General features: G+C 67.3%; 21 protein-coding genes. 7 read left to right on the top strand and 14 right to left on the bottom strand.

Going from position 1 to position 21,087, the window contains the following annotated elements; genetic code table 11:
* Positions 1 to 6 precede the first annotated feature (6 nt).
* From FHX42_RS14420 to ctaE, 6 genes are all read right to left on the bottom strand, one after another.
* Positions 7 to 429: a PPOX class F420-dependent oxidoreductase gene (locus tag FHX42_RS14420; protein ID WP_182544915.1), complete on the bottom strand. Its 423-nt coding sequence runs from the start codon at positions 427 to 429 to the stop codon at positions 7 to 9.
* Positions 430 to 493: 64 nt separating this feature from the next.
* Positions 494 to 919 carry a PPOX class F420-dependent oxidoreductase gene (locus FHX42_RS14415; RefSeq protein ID WP_182544914.1) on the bottom strand — a complete coding sequence of 142 codons (426 nt, stop codon included), beginning with the start codon at positions 917 to 919 and terminating at the stop codon, positions 494 to 496.
* A 139-nt stretch (positions 920 to 1,058) separates the two neighbouring features.
* Positions 1,059 to 2,726 carry a cytochrome bc1 complex cytochrome b subunit gene (gene qcrB, locus FHX42_RS14410; protein WP_182544913.1) on the bottom strand — a complete coding sequence of 556 codons (1,668 nt, stop codon included), beginning with the start codon at positions 2,724 to 2,726 and terminating at the stop codon, positions 1,059 to 1,061.
* A complete protein-coding gene (qcrA, locus tag FHX42_RS14405) occupies positions 2,723 to 3,913 on the bottom strand; it encodes a cytochrome bc1 complex Rieske iron-sulfur subunit (protein ID WP_182544912.1) in 1,191 nt (396 codons plus the stop codon). The genes qcrB and qcrA overlap by 4 nt, the downstream gene beginning before the upstream one ends.
* Positions 3,910 to 4,716: a cytochrome bc1 complex diheme cytochrome c subunit gene (gene qcrC, locus FHX42_RS14400; protein ID WP_182544911.1), complete on the bottom strand. Its 807-nt coding sequence runs from the start codon at positions 4,714 to 4,716 to the stop codon at positions 3,910 to 3,912. The genes qcrA and qcrC overlap by 4 nt, the downstream gene beginning before the upstream one ends.
* Positions 4,717 to 4,769: 53 nt before the next feature.
* Positions 4,770 to 5,381 (bottom strand): aa3-type cytochrome oxidase subunit III, encoded by a 612-nt coding sequence (gene ctaE / locus FHX42_RS14395; RefSeq protein ID WP_182544910.1) that lies wholly within the window; start codon positions 5,379 to 5,381, stop codon positions 4,770 to 4,772.
* An 85-nt stretch (positions 5,382 to 5,466) separates the two neighbouring features.
* Here ctaE and FHX42_RS14390 point away from each other — a divergent pair, with 85 nt between their 5' ends.
* The 3 genes from FHX42_RS14390 (at position 5,467) to trpD (ending at position 7,506) form a co-directional block, all read left to right on the top strand.
* Positions 5,467 to 5,928 carry a hypothetical protein gene (locus FHX42_RS14390; RefSeq protein ID WP_328796134.1) on the top strand — a complete coding sequence of 154 codons (462 nt, stop codon included), beginning with the start codon at positions 5,467 to 5,469 and terminating at the stop codon, positions 5,926 to 5,928.
* Between the two features lie 104 nt (positions 5,929 to 6,032).
* Entirely contained in the window at positions 6,033 to 6,440 is a 408-nt protein-coding gene (locus tag FHX42_RS14385; protein WP_182544909.1) for a hypothetical protein, read from the top strand.
* A 13-nt stretch (positions 6,441 to 6,453) separates the two neighbouring features.
* Positions 6,454 to 7,506 (top strand): anthranilate phosphoribosyltransferase, encoded by a 1,053-nt coding sequence (gene trpD / locus FHX42_RS14380; RefSeq protein WP_182544908.1) that lies wholly within the window; start codon positions 6,454 to 6,456, stop codon positions 7,504 to 7,506.
* Between the two features lie 39 nt (positions 7,507 to 7,545).
* On the opposite strand, the gene FHX42_RS14375 is transcribed toward trpD, so the two are convergent.
* The 3 genes from FHX42_RS14375 to ctaC all read right to left on the bottom strand — a co-directional run bounded on the left by FHX42_RS14375 (position 7,546) and on the right by ctaC (position 9,262).
* Positions 7,546 to 7,827, bottom strand: a complete 282-nt coding sequence (locus tag FHX42_RS14375) for an Lrp/AsnC family transcriptional regulator (protein WP_182544907.1) — start codon at positions 7,825 to 7,827, stop codon at positions 7,546 to 7,548.
* Between the two features lie 63 nt (positions 7,828 to 7,890).
* Entirely contained in the window at positions 7,891 to 8,289 is a 399-nt protein-coding gene (locus FHX42_RS14370) for a cytochrome c oxidase subunit 4 (protein ID WP_182544906.1), read from the bottom strand.
* Positions 8,290 to 8,332: 43 nt separating this feature from the next.
* Positions 8,333 to 9,262: an aa3-type cytochrome oxidase subunit II gene (ctaC, locus tag FHX42_RS14365; protein WP_182544905.1), complete on the bottom strand. Its 930-nt coding sequence runs from the start codon at positions 9,260 to 9,262 to the stop codon at positions 8,333 to 8,335.
* Positions 9,263 to 9,609: 347 nt separating this feature from the next.
* On the opposite strand from ctaC, the gene asnB reads away from it, so the two are divergent.
* Entirely contained in the window at positions 9,610 to 11,538 is a 1,929-nt protein-coding gene (gene asnB / locus FHX42_RS14360) for an asparagine synthase (glutamine-hydrolyzing) (RefSeq protein WP_182544904.1), read from the top strand.
* 43 nt (positions 11,539 to 11,581) lie between these two features.
* On the opposite strand, the gene FHX42_RS14355 is transcribed toward asnB, so the two are convergent.
* Entirely contained in the window at positions 11,582 to 12,088 is a 507-nt protein-coding gene (locus tag FHX42_RS14355; protein ID WP_182544903.1) for a GNAT family N-acetyltransferase, read from the bottom strand.
* 378 nt (positions 12,089 to 12,466) lie between these two features.
* Here FHX42_RS14355 and FHX42_RS27820 point away from each other — a divergent pair, with 378 nt between their 5' ends.
* Together FHX42_RS27820 and FHX42_RS14350 are read left to right on the top strand one after the other, a co-directional pair.
* The gene (locus FHX42_RS27820; protein ID WP_407926255.1) at positions 12,467 to 12,628 is read left to right on the top strand and encodes a hypothetical protein; all 162 of its coding nucleotides are present in this window, start codon (positions 12,467 to 12,469) and stop codon (positions 12,626 to 12,628) included.
* Positions 12,625 to 12,825, top strand: a complete 201-nt coding sequence (locus FHX42_RS14350) for a DUF397 domain-containing protein (protein ID WP_220480372.1) — start codon at positions 12,625 to 12,627, stop codon at positions 12,823 to 12,825. Before FHX42_RS27820 ends, FHX42_RS14350 begins: the two co-directional genes overlap by 4 nt.
* A gap of 71 nt (positions 12,826 to 12,896) precedes the next feature.
* Here FHX42_RS14350 and FHX42_RS14345 read toward each other — a convergent pair whose 3' ends face one another.
* The 4 genes from FHX42_RS14345 to FHX42_RS14330 all read right to left on the bottom strand — a co-directional run bounded on the left by FHX42_RS14345 (position 12,897) and on the right by FHX42_RS14330 (position 19,597).
* A complete protein-coding gene (locus FHX42_RS14345; protein WP_182544902.1) occupies positions 12,897 to 14,396 on the bottom strand; it encodes an FAD-binding oxidoreductase in 1,500 nt (499 codons plus the stop codon).
* Positions 14,397 to 14,772: 376 nt separating this feature from the next.
* The gene (locus FHX42_RS14340) at positions 14,773 to 16,902 is read right to left on the bottom strand and encodes a glucan 1,4-alpha-glucosidase (RefSeq protein ID WP_182544901.1); all 2,130 of its coding nucleotides are present in this window, start codon (positions 16,900 to 16,902) and stop codon (positions 14,773 to 14,775) included.
* Positions 16,903 to 16,921: 19 nt separating this feature from the next.
* Positions 16,922 to 18,529, bottom strand: a complete 1,608-nt coding sequence (locus tag FHX42_RS14335) for a glycoside hydrolase family 13 protein (protein ID WP_182544900.1) — start codon at positions 18,527 to 18,529, stop codon at positions 16,922 to 16,924.
* 30 nt (positions 18,530 to 18,559) lie between these two features.
* Positions 18,560 to 19,597 carry a LacI family DNA-binding transcriptional regulator gene (locus tag FHX42_RS14330; RefSeq protein ID WP_182544899.1) on the bottom strand — a complete coding sequence of 346 codons (1,038 nt, stop codon included), beginning with the start codon at positions 19,595 to 19,597 and terminating at the stop codon, positions 18,560 to 18,562.
* Between the two features lie 234 nt (positions 19,598 to 19,831).
* Here FHX42_RS14330 and FHX42_RS14325 point away from each other — a divergent pair, with 234 nt between their 5' ends.
* Positions 19,832 to 21,079 (top strand): extracellular solute-binding protein, encoded by a 1,248-nt coding sequence (locus tag FHX42_RS14325; protein ID WP_182544898.1) that lies wholly within the window; start codon positions 19,832 to 19,834, stop codon positions 21,077 to 21,079.
* Positions 21,080 to 21,087 lie beyond the last annotated feature (8 nt).

Genomic DNA, 21,087 nt, shown 5'->3' with positions numbered 1-21,087 from the left:
AGTCGGTCAGGATTTGAGGTCGTCGCTGGTGACCAGTTTGGTGGGACGCAGGCGGACGACGACTTGGCCGGGAGAGGCGATCTGGCGCCCCACCTTGTCGGCTTTCTCCGCACCCACGTAGCGAGCGGCGAGGGCCGTGGCCGCGCGCAGCAGTTCGTCCGGATCCTCCGACGTCACCACCTCGCCCTGCACCTGAACGAACTTGTGCCCGTCGTCCTTGTCCACGCACATCGCCAACCGCGGGTCCCGAGTGATCGAGGCGCTCTTGGCGCTGGTGGCATCGGTGGTGAACACGATCTCGTCGCCTTCGAGGAGGTACCAGACCGGCGCCACCAGCGGTTGGCCGTCCGATCCGACGTAGGCGATCTTGCCCGTCCGAGGGCCCTCGTCGAGAAAGCCCCGCACCTTCTCGTCAGAGATCGAAGTCATGACGATCACCATAGCCGAGCCGCCGAAATCCGGCTATCCGGCGAGCCGTACCCCACGGTCCGGATCAGGCCGTGATGTCGAACTCCGCCACCACCCTGGTGGGACGCAGGCGAACGAGGAGCTCCCCCGGAACCCCGTTGCGACGGCCGAATTCCTCCGCACGCTCCGTCCCCACGTAGCGAGCCGCGATCACGGTGGCCATGCGCAGCAGTTCATCCGGGTTCTCGGAGACCATCGCCTCGCCCTGCACCTGAACGAACGCGTACGGCTGTTCTTCGAGATCCACGCACATCGCCAGTCGCGGGCCCCGTCCGATCGAAACTCCCTTGGCGGTGTCCCCGCCGGTGGTGAACACGATCTCGTCGGCCTCGAGGACGAACCACACCGGCACCGTCAACGGTCGACCGTCCGTCGCACTGTAGCCGATCTTGCCCGTGCGGGTGCCGTGTTCCAGGAAGCCGCGGACCTTCTCATCCGTGATCGAGGCCATACCCGTCACCGTAGTCCCGCGGCCGGGGAACGGCCACGTGGTGACGGGCCCCGGGAACCGGGCCGAGAAAAACCGGACCCGGCACCGCGATCGGTGCCGGGTCCGGTGCTGTCAGCAGTGTGGACTCACTCGCCGTGAGTCACTCGTCGGGCTGCTGCGGCTTACCCACGAGCTCGCCCTGATGCCGGTCCTCCTCGACCGACTCCTGTGGCGGCTCCTCGTGCCTCGAGTGTTCGAGTGCCTCGGTTTCCTCCACCGGGTCGGGCGTGAGGAAGCTGCCCTGCACCGGACTGCCCGCCGCGCCCAGCTTGTTCATCTTCTTGGGCACCGGAGCGCCCTGGTACTCCAGCTCCTCGGGGTGCCCGTGCGAGTCCACGGGGCCGAGCGACTGGTGGACCTCGATGAACTCCCCGTGCGGCAGCCGCTTGATGATGCCGGTCTCCATGCCGTGCTCCAGCACCTCGCGGTCGGCCTTCTGCAGGCCGAGGCAGACCCGGTAGGTGATGTAGTAGGCGATCGGCGGGGCCAGCAGCAGACCGATCCGGCCCATCCAGGTCGTCGCCTCCAACGCGATGTCGAACTTGAAGGCGATGATGTCGTTGACACCGGAGATCAGCAGCACCATGAAGAACGTGACCGCCATCATGCCGAGGCTGGTGCGTACCGGGACGTCACGCGGACGCTGCAGCAGGTTGTGGTGCGCGTGGTCGCCGGAGAGCTTGCGCTCGATCATCGGATACATGGCGGCCACGGTGAAGATCAGGCCCATGAACAGCGCGGTCGGGAAGAACGGTGCGGGGATCGTGTAGTCCCCCCACAGATAGACCTCCCACGACGGCCACAGCCGGCTCGACCCGTCGGTCCAGATCATGTACCAGTCGGGCTGCGAGGCGGCCGAGACCTGCGAGGCGTTGTACGGCCCCAGGTTCCAGATCGGGTTGATCTGGAAGATCCCGCCCATGATCGCCGTCACGCCGGTGACCACCGCGAAGAACCCGCCGGCCTTGACCGCGAAGCCCGGCATGATGCGCACGCCGACGACGTTGGACTCCTTGCGGCGCACCCCGGGGAACTGGGTGTGCTTCTGATACCACACCAGCGCCAGGTGGACCGCGATCAGGCCCAGAATGATGCCCGGCAGCAGGAAGATGTGCATCATGTAGAAGCGCGGGATCAGTTCGTCACCGACGAACTCCCCGCCGAAGAGGATCCAGTGGATCCAGGTGCCCACCACCGGGACCGACATGGTGATCCCGGAGGCGATCCGGACACCGGTACCGGACAGCAGGTCGTCCGGCAGCGAGTAGCCGGTGAAGCCCTCGAACATGCCCAGGATGAACAGGACGATGCCGATCATCCAGTTCGTCTCGCGGGGACGCCGGAACGCGCCCGTGAAGAAGATCCGCAGCATGTGGGCCACGATCGAGGCCATGAACAGCAGCGCGGCCCAGTGGTGCAGCTGGCGCGCGAACATGCCACCGCGGACTTCGAAGGAGATGTTCAGCGCGCTCTCGAAGGCACGGGACATCTCCACCCCGCGCAGGTTCGTGAACGCGCCCTGGTACTCGACCTCGGCCATCGACGGGTCGAAGAAGAAGGCCAGATACGTCCCCGTCACCAGCAGGATGATGAAGGTGTAGAGCGCGATCTCGCCCAGTAGGAACGACCAGTGGTTCGGAAAGACCTTGTTGATCTGCCTACGCATGCCGGCGGCCATGTTGAAGCGCTTGTCGAGCTCATCGGCCTGATGACCGGCCAGTTGGGAGACCTTGCTCTCCGACTTCGTCGGTGTGGTGATCGAACTCATGAATTACGCTCCCAGTACGCCGGGCCGATGGGCTCGATGAAGTCGTGCCGGGCCACGAAATACCCTTCTTCGTCAACCGTGATCGGCAGCTGCGGGAGGGAACGTGTCGCCGGACCGAACACGGGCTTGGCGTAGCTGTGGACCACGTCGAACTGCGACTGGTGACACGGGCACAGCAGCCGACCGGTCTGGTCCTCGTAGAGCGACACCGGACAGCCGAGGTGCGTGCAGATTTTCGAGTAGGCGTAGTAGTCGCCGTAGTTGAAGTTCTCCTGCCCCTTGCGCTCCTGCGGACTCGCTCCCGGGCTCAGCCGGATCAGCATGACCGGGTTGTCGGAGCGCTTCAGCGCCTCGAGCAGGGCGTGCTCGCTGTGCCGCTCGGACTCGCGGAAGGGGAAGACCGTCTCGATGGCACCCGGCGACAGGTCCTGCGGACGCACCAGGGAGACATCGTGCGGGTCGCCGGTGTTGCGCCGCAGGTAGACCTTCTCGCCGTGGGTCTTCATCCAACCGGTGTGCAGCAACGAGTCCGCACCGGTCTCGGCCCACGGGTTCTTGACCATGCCGCCGAGGGCCAGCACGCCGGTCCCCAGGCCGAAGGCCCCCACGCCGAACCCGGCGGTACGCTTGATCATCGAACGTCGGGCGATGCCGCTGCGACTGCCCGAGTCCGCCAACAACGCGACGGTCGTCTGACGGTCGACCTCGGACGAGCCGTGGCCGTCGTGGCGCTGCTGAACGGCGACCTCGTGCGGGATGAACTTCTTGGAGTACAGGATCACCCCGATGCCGACCGCGAGGATCGACAACCCCAGGAAGAATCCGATCAGCGGGTTGTACAGCGAGTAGATGAAGTGGCCCCTCGGATTCGCCAGCGGATCCTCGTAGTGCCACGGCCAGAAGATGAAGATCCCGATGAAGGCCAGTGCCGACAGTCCCGCCAGGGAGAACCAAGCGGCCACCGCGCGCTCGGCGCGCTTTTCGGCGCGAGTGCCCTTGACCGGCCAGGGATCCGGGTACTCGGCCAGTTCGACCTCATCGAGAGCCAGCCCGAGGCGGACCTTCTCGTCGCGGCTCATCGCCGCGAGCTCTTCCTCGCTGGGCTGGTGGTTCCGGTACTCGCCGCCGGCGTCCTCGTCGGGGGCTCCGCCGCCGGCCGTCTCGTCGTTGTTGTGCTGCTCGCTCATGCCCTGGCTCCGATCCACAAGGTGAGGCCGATCAGGCTGCCCAGTCCGACCACCCAGGCGATCACCGTCTCCGGCCCCGGACCGTAGCCACCGAGAGCGTTGCCACCAGGATTGTTCTTGCCGTCGCTCACAGACTTGACGTAAGCGACGATGTCCTTCTTCTCCTCGGGCGTGAGCTGCCGGTGCGAGAACTTGGGCATGTTCTCCGGACCGGTGACCATCGCCTCGTAAACCTGCTGGCTGGTGGCCTTGTCCAGCTGCGGGGCGAACTTGCCCCCCGACAGCGCGATCCCGCGCCCGGTGAAGTTGTGGCACGAGGCGCAGTTGAGCCGGAACAGTTCCCCACCGCGTGCGGAGTCGTCGCCCTGCAGGGCCTCACCACTCTGCTTGGGCGCCTCGGGGCCGCCGCCGATCGCCTGCACGTAGGCCCCCAGCGCCTCGATCTGCTGCGGCGAGAACCTCGGAGGCTTGCGCTGTGCCTGCGCTTCCTGACGGGCCAACGGCATCCGACCGGTGGAGACCTGGAAGTGCACGGCCGCCGACCCCACTCCGATCAAGCTCGGACCGCGGTCCTCGACACCGCCCAGGTTCGACCCGTGGCAGGTGATGCAGGCGTTGTTGTAGAGCTCCTCACCTTGCTTGACCAGCGCCGGCTCCACACTGGCCTGCGCGGTCTGCGGTTCGGGCACCAAAGCGGTGTAGAGACCGCCGGCCCCGACCAGAGCGATTCCCAGTGCCAGCGCACCGGAGAGCCGCCGGCGGAACTTCGAGCCCGCGCGGTTGCGTTTCTTGTTGGTGGTCATGAGTGCGCAAAACCCTTGCTGTCATGTTCGGGTGTGTCAGCGGCAACGAACATCTAGGGGACCAGGTAAATGACCGCGAACAGGCCGATCCACACGATGTCGACGAAGTGCCAGTAGTAGGACACCACGATCGAGGCGATGGCCTGGGCCGGAGTGAACTTGCTCATCTTCGTGCGGATCAGCAGGAAGACGAAGGCGGCCAGCCCCCCGAGCACGTGCAGGCCGTGGAACCCGGTGGTCATGAAAAAGACCGTCCCGAAGGCCGAGGTCGCCATCGTGGTGTGGTGTTCGGTCATCAGGGTGTAGTACTCACCGGCCTGTCCGATGATGAAGATCGCACCCAAGATGAAAGTGAGCACGTACCAGCGGCGCAGTCCGTAAACGTCGCCACGCTCGGCCTTGAACACGCCCCACTGGCAGGTGAACGAGGACGCCACCAGGAGGACCGTGAACGGGAGGGCGTAGGAGACGTTGAGCTCGGCCGGCGGAGGCGGCCACGGCCCTTCGTTCTGCGCCTTCACCGTGAAGAACATGGCGAAGAGCCCAGCGAAGAACATCAGCTCGCTGGCCAACCAGACGATGGTGCCCACGCTGACCATGTTCGGACGGTTCAGCGAGTGCACACGTTGACTCATTGAGGGCGCTGCCGTTGTCACGCGACGCATTATGTCTTGCGCGTGTTCGGCCTGCCCGATCGGGTCCACCCCAACAACGTCACTTGATCGGATCGCAACATGGAGGTCACCCACAGTGAAAAACTTCCGCTCCCCGCTCGCGCGGCTGCGCGAGCGGTTCAAATCCACCCGAACACCGTCGCTCGACATCGACGACCCGGAGCTCCGCACGGTGGTGGAAGCCTTCGACGAAACCGAGGCCGCCTCCGGCGCGCTCGGCCGCTCCACCACGTGGAACAGTGACCGACCAGCGGTTTTGCGGCATCACCTCGCCGTACCCGCCCGCCACGTGACCGCGGTGCGCTCGTTGGTCGAACAGGACGGCTGGGCCCTGCGGGAGCAGGACGCCCGTGGCTGCCCCACGGAGGACTCCGCGCACCACGACCAGGATCGCACCGTGACGGTGATCGCACTGCGTGTTCAGCTGCTGGACTCGCTGCACTGCGCGCAGGAAAGTTCCCGCATGGCGGGGCTCGCCCAACGGTTCCGGGGGCGTGCCCTCGGCTGGGACGCCCTGCAGCCCGAACAGGCCGGTTGAACGCGACATATCGGTGACGCACTACTGTGGGACCCACCCGGGGAGATAGCATCGAGGTGATCCTCGTCGCCCGTGGCCACGTGCCGCCCGTCCAAGGAGTGCTGATGAGCTCAACGACCACGACCGTCCTCGTGTTCAGCCATCGGCCCGAGGTCAGAGAAGCGATCACCTCGGCGATCGGTCGTCGCCCCGCTCCCGACGTGGGCCGGGTGCACTACTCGGAGGCTTCCACGGTGGCCGAGGTGATCGGCGAGGTCGATGCCGGCGCCGCGGACCTGGTGATCCTCGACGGTGAGGCACAGCCCACCGGCGGTATGGGCATCTCGCGCCAGCTCAAGAACGAGATCACCGAATGCCCCCCGATCGTGGTCACCGTCCGCCGCAAGGACGATCGCTGGCTGGCCACGTGGTCCCAGGCCGACGCCGTACTCGTGCATCCGCTGGACCCGCTGTCGGCCGCGGAGACCGTGGCCGAGGTGCTGCGTTCGCGTGTCTCGCCGGTGAGCGGCTGAGGTGGCTCCCACGATGACAGGAAGCTGGCCGGAACTGCTGCAGCACCTCGTCGCGGGCCGGGATCTCCAGGCCCAGGACACCGAGTGGGCCATGAACCTGGTGATGACCGGTGAGGCCACTCCCGCCCGAGTGGCGGCCTTCGTGGTCGCCCTGCGGGCCAAGGGCGAAGCGCCCGCCGAGGTCCGCGGGATGGCCGACGCGATGCTCGCGCACGCGCGCCCGCTCGAGATCTCGACCCGCGCGGTGGACGTCGTGGGCACCGGCGGGGATCGCACGGGCACCGTCAACATCTCGACCATGACCTCGATCGTGCTCGCCGCGTGCGGGGCGACGGTGGTCAAGCACGGCAACCGGGCGGCGTCGTCGAAGTGCGGCACGGCCGACGTTCTGGAGGCCATGGGAGTGGCCATCGACCTGCCGCCGGCGGAAGTGCGGACCTGCGTCGAGGAACTGGGGATCGGTTTCTGCTTCGCCGCGCTCTTCCACCCGGCGTTCAAGCACGCCTCCGGCCCGCGGCGCGAGATCGGTATCCCCACCGCCTTCAACGTGCTCGGTCCGTTGACCAACCCCGCGAGTCCCTCGGCGGGGCTGATCGGTTGCGCGGACCGCGCGATGGCCCCCGTCATGGCCGAGGTCTTCGCCACTCGCGGCCACTCCGCTCTCGTGGTCAGCGGCGACGACGGGATGGACGAGATCACCACGACGGCGCCGACGCTGGCCTGGGTGGTCCACGAGGGTCGGGTGCGGCAGGAGCGGATCGATCCCGTGGAACTCGGCATCTCCCTGAGCGATCCGGAGGACCTGCAGGGCGGGGACTCCGCCGTCAATGCCGAGGCCGTGCGTCGACTGCTCGCCGGAGAGCGCGGTCCGGTGCGGGAAGCGGTTCTGATCAACACGGCCGGAGCGCTGGCCGCCTACGACGGGCCCGAACCTGATCTCAAGGCTCAGCTGGCAGCGGGTATCGAGCGTGCGGCGACGGCCATCGACTCCGGAGCTGCCGCCGACGTGCTGCACCGCTGGGCCAAGCTTTCCAGCGACCTGCACAACACGCTCGAGAACTCCTGAAGCAGGTTTGGGCGACGAGCTCGCACCCCGTCCGCCTGCCTACTCCTCCATACCGAGGGAGAACATCGCCTCGGTGTCGCGTCGGGAGTACGAGCGGAAGGCGATGTGGGTGTCGGTGTCCAGGACACCGTCGATCTTGTTGATCCGGCCGGGCACGATGTCGGCGATCTCCTCGTGCTCGCGTACCCGCACCATCGCGATCAGGTCCACGTCACCGGCACACGAGTAGACCTCGGCGACGCCCTCGATGTCTGCGATCTGCTGGGCCGCCTCGGTGAGACGGTCGGCTGCGGTCTGGATGAGCACGATCGCGGTGATCACGATGAACCTCCTGCTGAGTGGGTGGACGGGAGGATCATACCGCCCACCCCACCGCCGCTCGGATCAGTCGTGGCTCGGACCCGCGTGGTACTCGAAAACCAGACCGGCGACCGTGATCAGCAGCGCCCCGGTGGCCAGCACGATCATCCACACGTAGAAGAAGGCCAGGGCCAGACCCATGAACGCCGCCGCGGCGGCCAGCCCGAACGGCCAGTAACTACCGGGGCTGAAGAAACCGACTTCGCCCGCGCCGTCACTGATCTCGGCGTCCGGGTTGTCCTCCGGACGCTGCTCGATGCGCCGGGCCACGAACTGGAAGTAACTTCCGATCAGCAGCGACAGTCCACCGACCAGGATCAGGGCCACCGTTCCCACCGGTTCCTTGGCCCAGAAGCCGTAAATGACCGCCGACAAGAAGAAGAAAAAGGTGATGATGTTGAAGATCTTGGCTTCAACCTTCATGGAGTCCTCGCTATCACGCCGTCCGCCCTGGGAGAGGGCACTCCTAGTTGCTGCCCGCCGACGCCTCGGTGGTCGCCCCACGCTCGGTGTCGAACGGAATCGTGGTCACCGAGTGCGGCGTGCACAACCGACCACAGTCCATCTCCCGCAGTGCCTCCGAAGCCGTGTACGGCTGGTCGGTGGCCGGGTTGATCCGCGTGCGCAGATCCATGTATCGCTCGAACTTGTCCGGCGACAGCGCGCGGACCTCGAAGTTCATCATGGAGTGGTACGTACCGCACAGCTCCGCGCACCGCCCCACGAACGAGCCTTCCTGCTCGATGGTGTTCTGGAAGACGCTGTCCTGGTTGTTCTTGTCAGGGTCCGGGAAGGTGTCCCGCTTGAAGTTGAACTTGGGCACGAAGAACGAGTGGATGACGTCCTTCGACCTCAGGCGGTACTCGATGGTGGAGTCGGTCGGCAGCACCAGCAGCGGGGTGAAGTTACTGGTACCGACCGTGCGGACGGGCTCGCCGTTGGGAGTCCGGTAACCGGGGTAGTCGAACTCCCAGTTCCACTGGAAGGCGACCACGTCGACGGTGGTGTCCGGCTCCTTCTCATCGGCCATCACGTAGTTCTGCGTGGTGGCGGTGAAATAGAACAGCACCACGACCATGACGAACGGTATGACCGTGTAGATGATCTCCAGCGGATTGTTGTACTGGAACTGGCGGGGCAGCTCGTCACCCTTCTTGCGGTGGAAAGTCACCGTCCAGAAGATCAGGGCCCACACCAGCACACCGACCGCGAGAGCCGCGATCACCGACCAGGTCCACAGCTGACGCATCGCGTCGGCCTGCGGGGTAACCCCCTCAGGCCAGCCGAACCGCAGGACCTGATCCGGCGTACATCCGGTGGCCACGACACCTACCAGGCCGATCAGACCACCGACCTTGATCAGCCGTGGCACTCGGGTCCCCTCCGTCAGGCCCACTGCGCGACGCCTCCTCGATGCGTAACTCGCCCGCGCGGCACTGTATAGCGATCACATGCCCGTCTCCGGGCGGGTGATCAGCCGCCGGAATACCGTGGTGAGCCTAGCCCAGCAGTAGTCGCGATACTGCTTCGGGGTGGCCCGCCAACGCTCATGGTGGTGTGTGCGGGGCCAGATCACCACCGCTGGGCCCCGATGGCGGGGGTGTGAGCTCCACAAAATCGTCGACATGCCCCGCGCGTGCCGCCCCACGCGGGCAACACGGCATACTGGAAGCCCATACTTGGCGAGAACTCCCTGCCGGGAGCGTCGAAGAACCCGCCCGACACGAGAGGTGCGCGAGAGGCGTGTGCGGCCTGCTTGGACTGGTCTGTCCCACTGAAGAGAAAGCCGGTTACGCCGTCAACGCGGTGGCCAACGCACTGCACTGCCAACGGCATCGAGGACCGGACGAAAGTGACACCTGGCACGGCGGGGAGGTGGTCTTCGGGTTCAACCGGCTGTCGATCATCGACCTGGAACACTCCCACCAGCCCCTGACCTGGGGTCCGCCCGAGAATCCCGGTCGTTACACGATCCTGTTCAACGGTGAGATCTACAACTACCTGGAGCTGCGCGCCGAGCTGATCGAACAGCACGGTGCCCGCTTCGCCACCGACGGCGACACCGAGGTCATCGTCGCGGCCTACCACTACCTGGGCCCGTCGGCGGTGGGGCGACTGCGCGGCATGTTCGCGTTCCTGGTCTGGGACAACGAACGCCACGTGGTCTTCGGTGCCAGGGATCCCTTCGGCATCAAGCCGCTGTTCTACGCGGTGGGCCCGAACGGCGTGGCCTTCGCCAGCGAGAAGAAGAGCCTGCTCGACCTGGCGAGCACGCTGGGCTTCGCCTCCGACGTCGACCAACGTGCCCTCCAGCACTACCTGGTCCTGCAGTACGTCCCCGAGCCGGAGTCGCTGCACCGCTCGGTGCGCCGGATCGAGTCGGGCACCTCGTTCACCGTCGCACCGGGGAGTCGGCTCGTCACCGAGCGCTACTTCTCCCCCAACTTCACCTCGCGCCCGATCGAGAACGACGCCGACGCCGACCGCCTGCACACCGAGATCGCCGACGTGATGCGCGATTCGGTGGGCAAGCACATGCGCGCCGACGTCACCGTGGGTGCCTTCCTGTCCGGCGGAATCGACTCCACGGCCATCGCCGCGCTGGCCAAGGAGCACAACCCGAACCTGATCACCTTCACCACCGGTTTCGAGCGGCAGGGTTACTCCGAAGTGGACGTGGCCGCCGAGTCGGCCGCCGCGATCGGTGTCAAGCACGTGGTGCGCACGGTCTCTCCCGAAGAGATGATGGAGACGCTGCCGCTGATCGTGTGGTACCTCGACGATCCGGTGGCCGATCCCGCGCTGGTTCCGCTGTGGTTCGTCGCGCGCGAGGCCCGCCAGCACGTCAAGGTCGTGCTTTCCGGCGAGGGTGCCGACGAGCTCTTCGGCGGCTACTCGATCTATCGCGAGCCGCTGTCGCTGGCCCCGTTCGAGCGCGTTCCCGGTTCGCTGCGCAAGGCCATGGGGCGGGTCTCCACGGCCATTCCCGAGGGTGTGCGCGGCAAGGACCTGCTGCGGCGTGGGGCGCTGAGCCTGGAGGACCGCTACTACGGCAACGCGCGGATCTTCCGCGACGAGCAGCTCAAGAGCATCATGCAGCGGTTCGATCCGGACGTCTCGCACACCGACGTCACCGCGGCCGCCTACCGCTCCTCCGAGGGCTGGGACCCGGTGACGCGGATGCAGCACGTGGACCTGTTCACCTGGCTGCGCGGCGACATCCTGACCAAGGCCGACAAGGTGACGATGGCCAACTCGCTGGAGCTGCGAGTGCCGTTCCTGGACAACGAGGTGTTCCGGGTCGCGAGCACGATCCCGCTCGAACAGAAGATCACTCGCGACACCACCAAGTACGCGCTTCGCCAGGGGCTGGCCAAGGTGGTGCCCTCGCACGTGCTCAACCGTCGCAAGCTCGGGTTCCCGGTGCCGATCAAGCACTGGCTGCGCGACGAGATGCACGACTGGGCGCGCAACATCATCCGGGACTCGCAGACCGACGCGCTGCTGAACAAGACGGCGGTGTTCCAGCTGCTGGAGGAGCACCGCTCCGGGGTGCTCGACCACAGCCGCCGCCTGTGGGCGCTGCTGGTGTTCATGATCTGGCACGGCGTCTTCGTCGAGCGCCGCATCTCCCCGCAGGTGCCCGAGCCCCACTACCCCGTCAAGCTCTGACGACCGCGTGCCCCGCACCGCCCCCCGGTGCGGGGCACGCTGGTCAGTCCAGGCGACGTCGATGGCGAACGACCTCGGTGGGCACTCCCCCGACATCCTCTTCCCGGCGGTGTCCGTCGCGGTGCCATCCGTCGGCCCGGTAGCAGCGCTGAGCTCGTTCGTTGCCCGCGAGCACCCAGAGCACGGCCTCGGTGAACCCCCTGGCGAGCAGCCGAGCTCTGGCTTCGATCAGCAACGTGCCACCGATTCCGCGCCCCCACGTCTGCGGGGAAACATAGATCGCGTAAACCTCGCCCGAGCCGGGCACATCCTCGTCCCTGGACGGTCCCGTGGTCGCGAATCCGAGGATGCGCCCGTCCAGGACGGCGACGATCGTCGCGGGTTGATCGGGTCGAGTGTCGCCGAACGTGTAGCGGCGCGTGCGGTCCTCGAGCCGCAGCCCGCCGAGATACTCGTCCGGAAGCAACCCGCGATACCCCACCTGCCACGCGCGCACGTGAACCCGTGCCACCTCGGCGGCGTCCTCGGGCTCGGCATCGCGCACGATCACCCGTCCATTCTGCTCCGGGCCGTCCGAGTGGGACCGGCCCGGATGCCGGAGGTCGGGGTCGAGGGCATCCGGGCCGGAGTCTCATGCCATTACCGCCGTGTGCTGCGGCAGGCCGGTGTCCGTGGGGCGCACGGTCAGGTGCAGGTCGTCGCAACGACAGTGCGGGCAGGTGCAGCGCCACCGGTCAGACGCACCGTGTCGACGGCCTCGGCCACGGGTGCCGACCAGCGGTGAACGTCGTCGACACACGCGCACACCGCGACAGCGGGAAGCTCCCCGGTCAGGGATGCGACTTCGGACCGGTCCCGGAGACTCATGCTGGTTCCCCGGGCCCGACCTCGTTCCCGGACTCGGTGATGAGCGTCTGAACAGGCCCCGATCGTGCAGTTGGAGAACCGGCGCTCAGGTCTTTTCCTCCACGAGCAGGAAGTGCACATGTGCCGACAGGCCGTCGCTACGGTACTCGAGGTGGCGATGCCCCCAGAGGACTCGGAACAGCTCATCACCGAGGTCATCAGTGAGATGGAGGCGACCCAATGACGTTGCAGCAGCAACCTACCGGATGGCGTAAGTCCAGCCGAAGCGCGAACACGAGCAGCTGTGTCGAGGTAGGGCGGGTGGACGACCGCGCGGCCGTACGCGACACCAAGGACCGCAGCGCCGGATACTTCACCACGAGCCGCACGCAGTGGTCGACGTTCGTGGCCGCCATCAAGGACGGCACCTTCGACAGCTGAGTCCGAGACGAGCGGGCCCCCGCACCGTGGTGCGGGGGCCCGTCGAACAACAACCGCTCCGAGCGAGCGGATCACCTCGGTTCCGGAGCCGGTGGGAGGGGTTCCTGCCTCCCCCCGGGTTCCGGGGCCACCGTTTCGGGAACGACCACTTCCGAGACCACCCCGCCCACGACCGCAGCCGGGGTGGGAGTCGGTCGCACGTTGTGCCAGCGGTTGAAGACGTTGCCGGGGTCGTACTCGGCCTTGATCCTGCTCAGGCGTTCGTAGTTCTCCCGGCCATAACCGGCGATCACCCGGTCCGCACCCTCGTCACCGATGAAGTTCAGGTACACCGCTCCGGTGGTCCACGGCCGGAGGTCGTCACGGACACCGCGCGTCCAGCGCTTGGCCGCAGCGTCGTCCTCGGGACTCTCCCACAGCCCCAGCGGATGTACGACCCACGGAACGTCGCGGTTCGACATCGCACCGGTGCCGTCACCTCGTGCGACGGCACCACCCCAGCGCACCAGCGCGTGTTGCGAGGGCGAGGGCACGATCATGTCGTGCGCTCGGGCGCAGAAGAGTTCCACGGCCTCGTCCGGCAGCTCGTGCAGGTACTCGGCCGACCAGTAGTTCCGGTACCCCGCCGGGTCGTCGAGCATGCACTGCAGGTCGGCGTACGGGATTTCCGTGATCATCCGGGCAGCCGGCCGCAGGTCCAGCAGCGGAGCGATCCGGGTGCGCAGGTCCTCCTCCCCTCCGAGATCGGTCACCAGAACCGCGCAGCACAGCGTTCCGACCAGGCTCCGCGGAACGAACTCCTCCGGCGGCCCCGTGAGGTACAGCAGACCACCGCCGAGCTCGTCGGGCGCCGCTTCCATGAAGTCGCGGTAGTGACCGGTCACCCTGCTCCCCTCATCCGCCGGCCAGAGCAGCAGGGCCATCGAGAACTCCGGCTCGTGGTGGAGCCGGAAGGTCATCGAGGTGACGATGCCGAAGTTGCCACCACCACCGTGCAGGGCCCAGAACAGTTCGGGGTTTTCCCGCTCGTCGGCCCTGACCTCGCGGCCGTCGGCCGTCACGAGGTCGACCGAGAGGAGGTTGTCGCAAGCCAGTCCGTACTTCCGCTCGACCCAACCGGACCCACCGCCGAGAGTCAGACCGGCGACGCCGGTCGTCGATACCCGACCACCCGTGGTCAACAGGCCGTACGGCTGAGTTGCCCGATCGAAATCCCTCCACGCGGCTCCACCGCCGACAGTGGCTGTCCGATGCTCCGGATCGACCGAGACTGCGTTGATCCGGCGCATGTCGATGACGAGCCCGTCCTCGACCAGGCTCGCTCCCGCGACGCTGTGACCGCCGCTGCGCACCGCGACCCCGAGATCGTGATGACGGGCGAACTCGAGCGCGGTTCGGATGTCCTGCTTGTGCTCGCACTGCGCGATCACCTGCGGCCGTGAATCGATCATCGCGTTGAAGACGCTGCGAGCGTCCTCGTAATCCGGGTCACCCGGCGTGAGGACGGCCCCGTCGAAGCGATCGCGGAGTTGCTCGACCGGGGCGCGGTGCGGAACGTGTTCTTCCGGCATGGCTCTACTCCCTGCTGATCAGCACGTGCTGGTAACAGTGGAGGACTCGGTGCCCCCCGGGTCGACGACCTACGGGTCCGACCACCACCGTCACGGCGGAATGCGATGCAGCGGTCGGCTCCCGCAGAAGACGACGGCTCGCTGTCGGCCTGGGCGCAGGATCCCGGTCAAGGCGGATCAGCGCGTCGAACATCGTTTCTGTTCATGTCGCCCGCTGAACTCAGTGTAGAGCCCTGAACAGTAAAGACCACAGAAGAAAGTGTCCCGTCCACGGCGGGGCCCCTCGGGCCTCGGGAGGAGACATCACCTTCGAGACTTGTCTCGGGACCAGGCGAGGCCCCGCACCGCGGCGGGGCCTCGCCTCGAACGCACGGTTTCAGCGTGCGTAGCGGTCGGCGACCACGGACGGGGTCTCGAGATTGCGTCCGGCGTCGATGTTGTGGGCCAATCGGATGAACTGGCTCATCGACCACGCCAGCGGGGTGGCCGAACCGGTGCCCTCACCGAAGGTGAACCCGTGCGCCGAGGAACGGTCCCAGACCTGTTCGGGGATCAGGTGCCCCTCGTTGGCCATGCGGGCCATCGTCTCCAGGTGCTTCCCGGCGTCGCGCCCCGCCGCCAGCTCGTACTCACCGCGTTCGCCGGTGAGCAGTGGCCACAGTCGACCGACGCCCTGACCCCCGTAGGGGCCGCCGTCGGCGGTCTCGCCGTAGCCGTCGTGGTTGTAGCGGTACCAGCCCGGACCGTTGGGCGTCTCGACGCGCAGCCGGTCGTCCACCTCGGGCAGCGAGGCCAGGATCTCGGGATCGTCAGCGGGCTTGACGCCCAGACGGACGAGGTCGAGGAACCCGGCGTCGACGATCGCCCGCTCGTCGTGGCAGCCGCCACCGTTGTTGATGCACAGCTCGTGCCCGTTGTTCGGGTTGCCGTCGTCGTCGATGCGCTCGTAGTAACGACCGTCCCCGTGGGGGCCGGTCGTGGTGAAGGTCCACTCCTCCACCTTGCGCTGCCACTCGTCGGCGGTGCTCAGGTACTTCTCGGCGGCGGCGGTGTCACCGTTGGTCCTGGCGATGTCGGCGGCGGTCACCAGTCCGGCGATCTCGGCGGCGATGGTCGACGGCGAGTAACCGCCCTCCTCCTCCCACCGTTCCTGCGGTGTCGCGGGGCCGTTGGCGACGATGAAATCGGCCGACTTCTTCAGCTTCGTCCAGGTGGCGGCGTCGGTACGGCCGAGCTGCCAGGCCAGCACGATCGGCAGGGCGACCTCGTCCATCTGCAGGCTCGTCCAGTGCGGTTCACCGTCGAGCCAGGTGTTCTGCGGGAAGGAGCCGTCCTCGTTCTGCTGCACCTTCAGCAGGTAGTCCAGCGCGCGGTTGGCGGCGGCTTCGTCGCCGAGGGCCAGTGATGCCGTCGCGGTGTGGTGGAGATCACGAGCCCACACCAGGTGATACCCGGCGGTACAGCACTCGTCGGCGTTCTTCGCCTGTCCCCACGGGATGGAGCTGGAGGCGATGAAGGCTCCTCGGTGGGTCTTGTCCTCCTGGGCCTTCAGCGTCATCGCGGCCACGTTGTACTGGGTCTCCAGCCCGCGCGAGGTCACCGACTCCGGCACCGGGTTCAACGAGGCCAGGTAGTCGTGCCAACCACCGACGTAGTCGCTCTCCAGCGCATCGAAACCCGTCTCCAGCGAGGCGTTCGCGGCCCGGCGAGCGGCGCCGCGGTCGTCGCCGAATCCGAGGGCCAGGGTGAAGGTGGTGTCGGTCCCGACCGGGATCCGCGCCGTCTGCACGAGGTTTCCGGGTTGGCTCGCCCTGTCGTAGGTGGCGGTCAGCCGGTGGTCGTCGGCCAGGTCCTGATAGCCGTCACTGGCGGTTCCGCTGTATCCACTGGTCGCGGCGTCGAAGCCGGTCGAGGACACCAGGGCGCTGGCGACGTCACCGTCGGAGGCGACGAGGGCACCCGAGTCGGTCGCACCGCTGTCGCCCATCCCGCTGCCCGCCAGGGACGGGTTGTACAGCGCGTACAGCTGGAGCGGACCGCCGCTGAGCGCCTCGAAGCGCACTCGCATGGTGATCACGGAGCGCTGCGGGTCGGTGACATAGGTCTTGGTGATCCGGTACCGGCCGTCCTTGTCGGTGTTGACCTGCTGGTACTCCAGCGCGCGCGGGTCCGCCATCCGGGTCTCATGGTTCGTGGCGTCGCGTTCGAGCTCGGTGAAGCCCTGGCCGTCACTGACCACGAACTGCATGTCCTGCACGTTGGGCACGTCCAGCTGCGGGTAGTAGACCTCGTTGAGGTTCCCCTGGCCGAGGGTGTGCCAGACCTTCGAGTCCACCGTGGTGGAGGTCCCGACGCCGTTCTTGGCTCCCGTGGTCCACGCCGAGGCGATTCCGGGCGCCCCCGGAGCGTCCGGGGCCGCCGCGGCGGCGGGCACCGTCGCTGTAACCGTGGCCAACGCCGCCAGCGTCGCCGTCCACAAGGAGGCCTTGCCGGGTCTTGATCTCATTTCCCGATTCCTTCCTCTTTCACCGGTCCTGTCGCAACCAGACCGTGGTCTCCCCCGGCAGCGCCCCGGACCAGCTCGGTGCCGCGTCGACGCGGTCGCTGCGGCACAGCAGTTCGCCGGGCAGTTCCAGCTCCACCGGCTCGTCCCGGAAGTTCGTCGCGCAGACGAAGCCGGGTTCCCGCCGCAGGATCAGCACGGCCTCCGGCGCGTCCACCCAGCGGTGCGCACCGTCGCCGAGGGCGGGGTGATGCCGTCGCAGGGCCAGCGCACTCCGGTAGAGCCGCAGCACCGATTCCGTGCGCAGGTGCTGAGCTCGCACGGACAGTTCCGACCATCCCTCGGGAACCGGCAGCCAGCTCTCGGTGGAACCCTCCGGGCCGAAGCCGAACGGGGGGTGCCGCCCCTCCCACGGGATCGGGACCCGGCACCCGTCGCGGCCCCTGCTGGTGTGCCCCGAGCGTTCCCAGATCGGATCCCGCAGGGCCTCCTCCGGCAGGTCGAGCACCTCCGGCAGGCCGAGCTCCTCGCCCTGGTAGAGGTACACCGAGCCGGGCAGCGCGAAGCTGAACAACGCCGCGGCACACGCTCGGCGCAGGCCGACGTCACCGCCGCCGTAGCGGGTGACCGGCCGCTGGACGTCGTGATTGCCCAGCACCCAGGTGGTCGTGGCTCCCACTCGGCAGTTCTCCCGCAGGGATTCGTCGACGACGGCGTGGAACCGTTCGGCGGAGAACTCCGCTTCCAGCAGCGCGAAGTTGAAGGCCTGGTGCAGCTCGTCGGGGCGGACGTAGCGGGCCAGTCGTTCACTGGTGGGGGCCCACGCCTCGGCCACGCCGATGCGGTCTCCGCTGTAGGAGTCCAGCAGGCCGCGCCACTCCCGGTAGATCTCGTGGACCTCGTCCTGGTCGAAGTACGGCAGTTCGGCTCGCCCGAGCATCCCGATCTGCTGCCGCAGGCCGGTGTCGGGCAGCCCGGGGCGCTTGATCATTCCGTGGGCGACGTCGATGCGGAACCCGTCCACTCCCCGGTCGAGCCAGAACGTCAGCACCTCGCGGAAATCGGCCCGCACCTGGGGGTTTCGCCAGTTGAGGTCCGGTTGGGAGGGATCGAACAGGTGCAGGTACCACTGCCCGTCGGCGGTGCGGCTCCACGCCGGACCACCGAACACCGACTCCCAGTCGTTCGGCGGCAGCTCGCCGTGTTCTCCCCGACCGTCGCGAAACAGGTACCGCTCTCGCTCCGGGCTTTCCCGAGCCGCGCCCAGTGCCTCGACGAACCACGGGTGCGCGTCGGAGGTGTGGTTCGGCACGACGTCGACGAGGACACGCAGCCCCAGCGCATGGGCGCGTTCGACAAGGGCGTCGAAGTCCTCCAGAGTGCCGAACAGCGGGTCCACACCGCAGTGGTCGGCCACGTCGTAACCGCCGTCGGCCATGGGCGAGGGATAGAACGGGGTCAGCCACACGGCGTCAGCACCCAGCTCCGCCACGTGTTCCAGCCGTTCCCGTGCCCCGACGAGGTCCCCCACGCCGTCGCCGTCGGAATCGCGGAAGCTGCGGACGTAGACCTGGTAGACGACGGCGTCGCGCCACCAGGACTCCTCCCCCGATGACTCGTCAGCAAGCATGCCGTTCCTCCTCGCAGTCGTGGAGCCCCGTCACTCGGTGCCGAGCGGGGCGGTGGATTCCCGTACGACCAGCCGGGGACGGAACACCCGGCTGTGACCGCCCGGCGCACGATCGGGTCGGTCCGGATCGAGGCGGTGCACGAGCTCGTCGACGGCGGCGTTGGCCATCTCCTCGATGGGTTGGGCCAACGTCGTCAGCGCGGGTGCGCAGTACGAGGCCAGCGAGATGTCGTCGAAGCCGACCACCGACAGGTTCTCGGGGACGGAGACTCCCCGGCGCCGCGCTTCGCGCATCGCGCCGAGAGCCATGAGGTCCGACGAACACAGCACGGCCGTCGGTCGTGCGGTGTCCATCAGCTCGGACATGGCCTGCCCGCCCCCTTCTGCGCCGAAGGGGGCGTGGGCGACGAGGTTCGGGTCCGCCACGGCCCCGGCCTCCTCCAGAGCCGCCGACCATCCCGCCTGCTTGAGTCGCGAGGGCAGCGCCTGGGAGGGGCCGCAGACGAAACCGATCCTGCTGTGTCCCAGTTCGAGCAGGTGCTGAGTGGCGGTGTAGCCGGCCAGCTGCTCGTCGACGGCGACGTCGGGCACCTCCAGCGCCGGAGTCCCACCGTTGACGAAGACCAGGTGCACTCCCTCGGACAACAACCGCTCGTAATAGCCGCGTGGCGGCCTCGTCCCGGCGCTCGGATCGATGTTGGCGATGGCGGGCGAAACGAAGATCATCGCTTCGACCCCGCGGGCACGCAGCATCCGGACGTAGTCCTGCTCACTCATGACCGCGCGCGTGTTGCACAGCAGCGAGGCGTAGCCGGCGCGAGAGGCCCGCGTCTCCAGCGCCTCGGCGAAAGCCGGGAAGACCGGGTTGGACAGCTCGGGAACCAGCAACCCGATGACCCCGGTGCGTCGCAGGGCCTCCATCCCGCGTGCCGTGTGCGGCATTTCGTTGAGGACGTCCAGCACGCGTTGCCTGGTGCCCTCCTTGATCCCGGCGCGGCGGTTGAGGACCCGGCTGACGGTCGACACGCTCACGCCGGCCGCCCTGGCGATATCGGACAGACCGGCCACTTCCCGAACTCCTTCGCTCAGCTGTGCACTCGACGGGGCAATCCTGCACGAGCACGCAAGTATTTGCAATCACATGTCGACGTCAATAATTATTGGATCATGGAATGACACGGAAAAATATCTTATTCCCTTGACTTGCCTTCTCTTCTGGTATGCAATCAACAACACTCTTTGTGCAAAAAATTGCACAAGTTTGCGCAAGCAAGGTCGAACCGGCCTGAAGGGAAGGCCCTCATGAGACCGAAGAACCTCGCCAGAGCCACCGCCGTGGTGCTGACCGGCGCACTCGTCCTCACCGCGTGCGGGTCGGGCGGAACGGAGCACCCGAACGCGGTCGTGTACTGGGACACCAGCGGCCCCGCCGAAAACCCGGTGTTCACCGAGCTCGCCCGGGACTGCGCCCGCAGGGGCGGCTACCGGGTCGCGGTGGAGAACGTGGCCTACGACCAGGCGCTGAACAACTTCAAGACCGCCGCCCAGGGCGGCAACGGACCGGACGTGTTGCGCGCCGACGTCGGCTGGGTCGCCCAGCTCGCCCAGGGCGGACTCATCAAGGACCTCTCCGGAACCCGCCTGAGCCGAAGCACCGCGGACTTTCTGGACGTACCGCTGCGATCGACCCGTCACCAGGGCAAGAGCTACGGCGTCCCCCAGGTCACCGACACCCTCGCGCTGTTCTACAACGAGCGCGAGCTCGCCGAGGCCGGTGTGGACCCACCGGAGACCTGGAAGGAGCTGAAGAGCATCGCCCCGAAGCTCGGCGGCGACAGCGCGCTGTTCATCAACAACGACGAGTACTACGCGTTACCGTTCCTGTACTCGACCGGCGGCTCCCTGGTCGACGTCGAGTCCAAGACGATCACGGTGGATTCCGGGGCCGGTGTTCGGGGCCTCGGCATCGCCAAACGGCTGCTGGAGGCGGAGGCCGCTCGTACCGCCCTCGACCAGCCCAATTCGTACACGAACATGAAAGCGGCGTTCACCTCCGGCGAGGTGACCATGATGATCGACGGCCCGTGGGTCACGCCCACGCTGTTCGAGTCCGAGCTGTTCTCCGGGGGTGAGAACCTGGGAGTCGCCCCGATTCCGGGCCCGCCGGGAGTGGCCAACTCACCCGTCGGCGGACACGACTACGTCATCCGGCAGGGAAGCGATTCGGGCGAGGACTCCGTCGAGTTCGTCGAGTGCATGAGCAGCCCGCGGGCACAGGCCGAGATCGCCGCCGAACTGGGCTTGCTCCCCACCCGCGAATCCGTCTACGACGATCCCTCCGTGAGCTCGAACCCCGTCGTGAGCGAGTTCGCACCGCTGCTGGACGACGCTCACGAGCGCGCCTGGATCCCGCAGGGCAACGAACTGCTCAAACCCCTCCAGACGGCCTACGCCGACATCCTGGCGGGCAAGCGCAGCCCGCGCGAAGCAGCGGACTCCCTGGCCACCCGCTATGAGGAAGTCGTCGTACCCGAGTACTCGCGGAACTGAGCGCGGTG

Source organism: Halosaccharopolyspora lacisalsi (assembly GCF_014137975.1).
Taxonomy (GTDB): domain Bacteria; phylum Actinomycetota; class Actinomycetes; order Mycobacteriales; family Pseudonocardiaceae; genus Halosaccharopolyspora; species Halosaccharopolyspora lacisalsi.
This window is presented reverse-complemented; position numbering and strand designations above follow the sequence as displayed.

Bases quoted from the DNA above. Each gene is read 5' to 3' on its own strand.
- qcrB (WP_182544913.1), bottom strand. From the start codon at position 2,726: ATGAGTTCGATCACCACACCGACGAAGTCGGAGAGCAAGGTCTCCCAA.
- qcrC (WP_182544911.1), bottom strand. From the start codon at position 4,716: ATGACCACCAACAAGAAACGCAACCGCGCGGGCTCGAAGTTCCGCCGG.
- FHX42_RS14385 (WP_182544909.1), top strand. From the start codon at position 6,033: ATGAGCTCAACGACCACGACCGTCCTCGTGTTCAGCCATCGGCCCGAG.
- FHX42_RS14415 (WP_182544914.1), bottom strand. From the start codon at position 919: ATGGCCTCGATCACGGATGAGAAGGTCCGCGGCTTCCTGGAACACGGC.
- qcrA (WP_182544912.1), bottom strand. From the start codon at position 3,913: ATGAGCGAGCAGCACAACAACGACGAGACGGCCGGCGGCGGAGCCCCC.
- ctaE (WP_182544910.1), bottom strand. From the start codon at position 5,381: ATGCGTCGCGTGACAACGGCAGCGCCCTCAATGAGTCAACGTGTGCAC.
- FHX42_RS14420 (WP_182544915.1), bottom strand. From the start codon at position 429: ATGACTTCGATCTCTGACGAGAAGGTGCGGGGCTTTCTCGACGAGGGC.
- FHX42_RS14345 (WP_182544902.1), bottom strand. From the start codon at position 14,396: ATGCCGGAAGAACACGTTCCGCACCGCGCCCCGGTCGAGCAACTCCGC.
- trpD (WP_182544908.1), top strand. From the start codon at position 6,454: ATGACAGGAAGCTGGCCGGAACTGCTGCAGCACCTCGTCGCGGGCCGG.
- FHX42_RS14340 (WP_182544901.1), bottom strand. From the start codon at position 16,902: ATGAGATCAAGACCCGGCAAGGCCTCCTTGTGGACGGCGACGCTGGCG.
- FHX42_RS14370 (WP_182544906.1), bottom strand. From the start codon at position 8,289: ATGAAGGTTGAAGCCAAGATCTTCAACATCATCACCTTTTTCTTCTTC.
- FHX42_RS14335 (WP_182544900.1), bottom strand. From the start codon at position 18,529: ATGCTTGCTGACGAGTCATCGGGGGAGGAGTCCTGGTGGCGCGACGCC.
- FHX42_RS14350 (WP_220480372.1), top strand. From the start codon at position 12,625: ATGACGTTGCAGCAGCAACCTACCGGATGGCGTAAGTCCAGCCGAAGC.
- FHX42_RS14325 (WP_182544898.1), top strand. From the start codon at position 19,832: ATGAGACCGAAGAACCTCGCCAGAGCCACCGCCGTGGTGCTGACCGGC.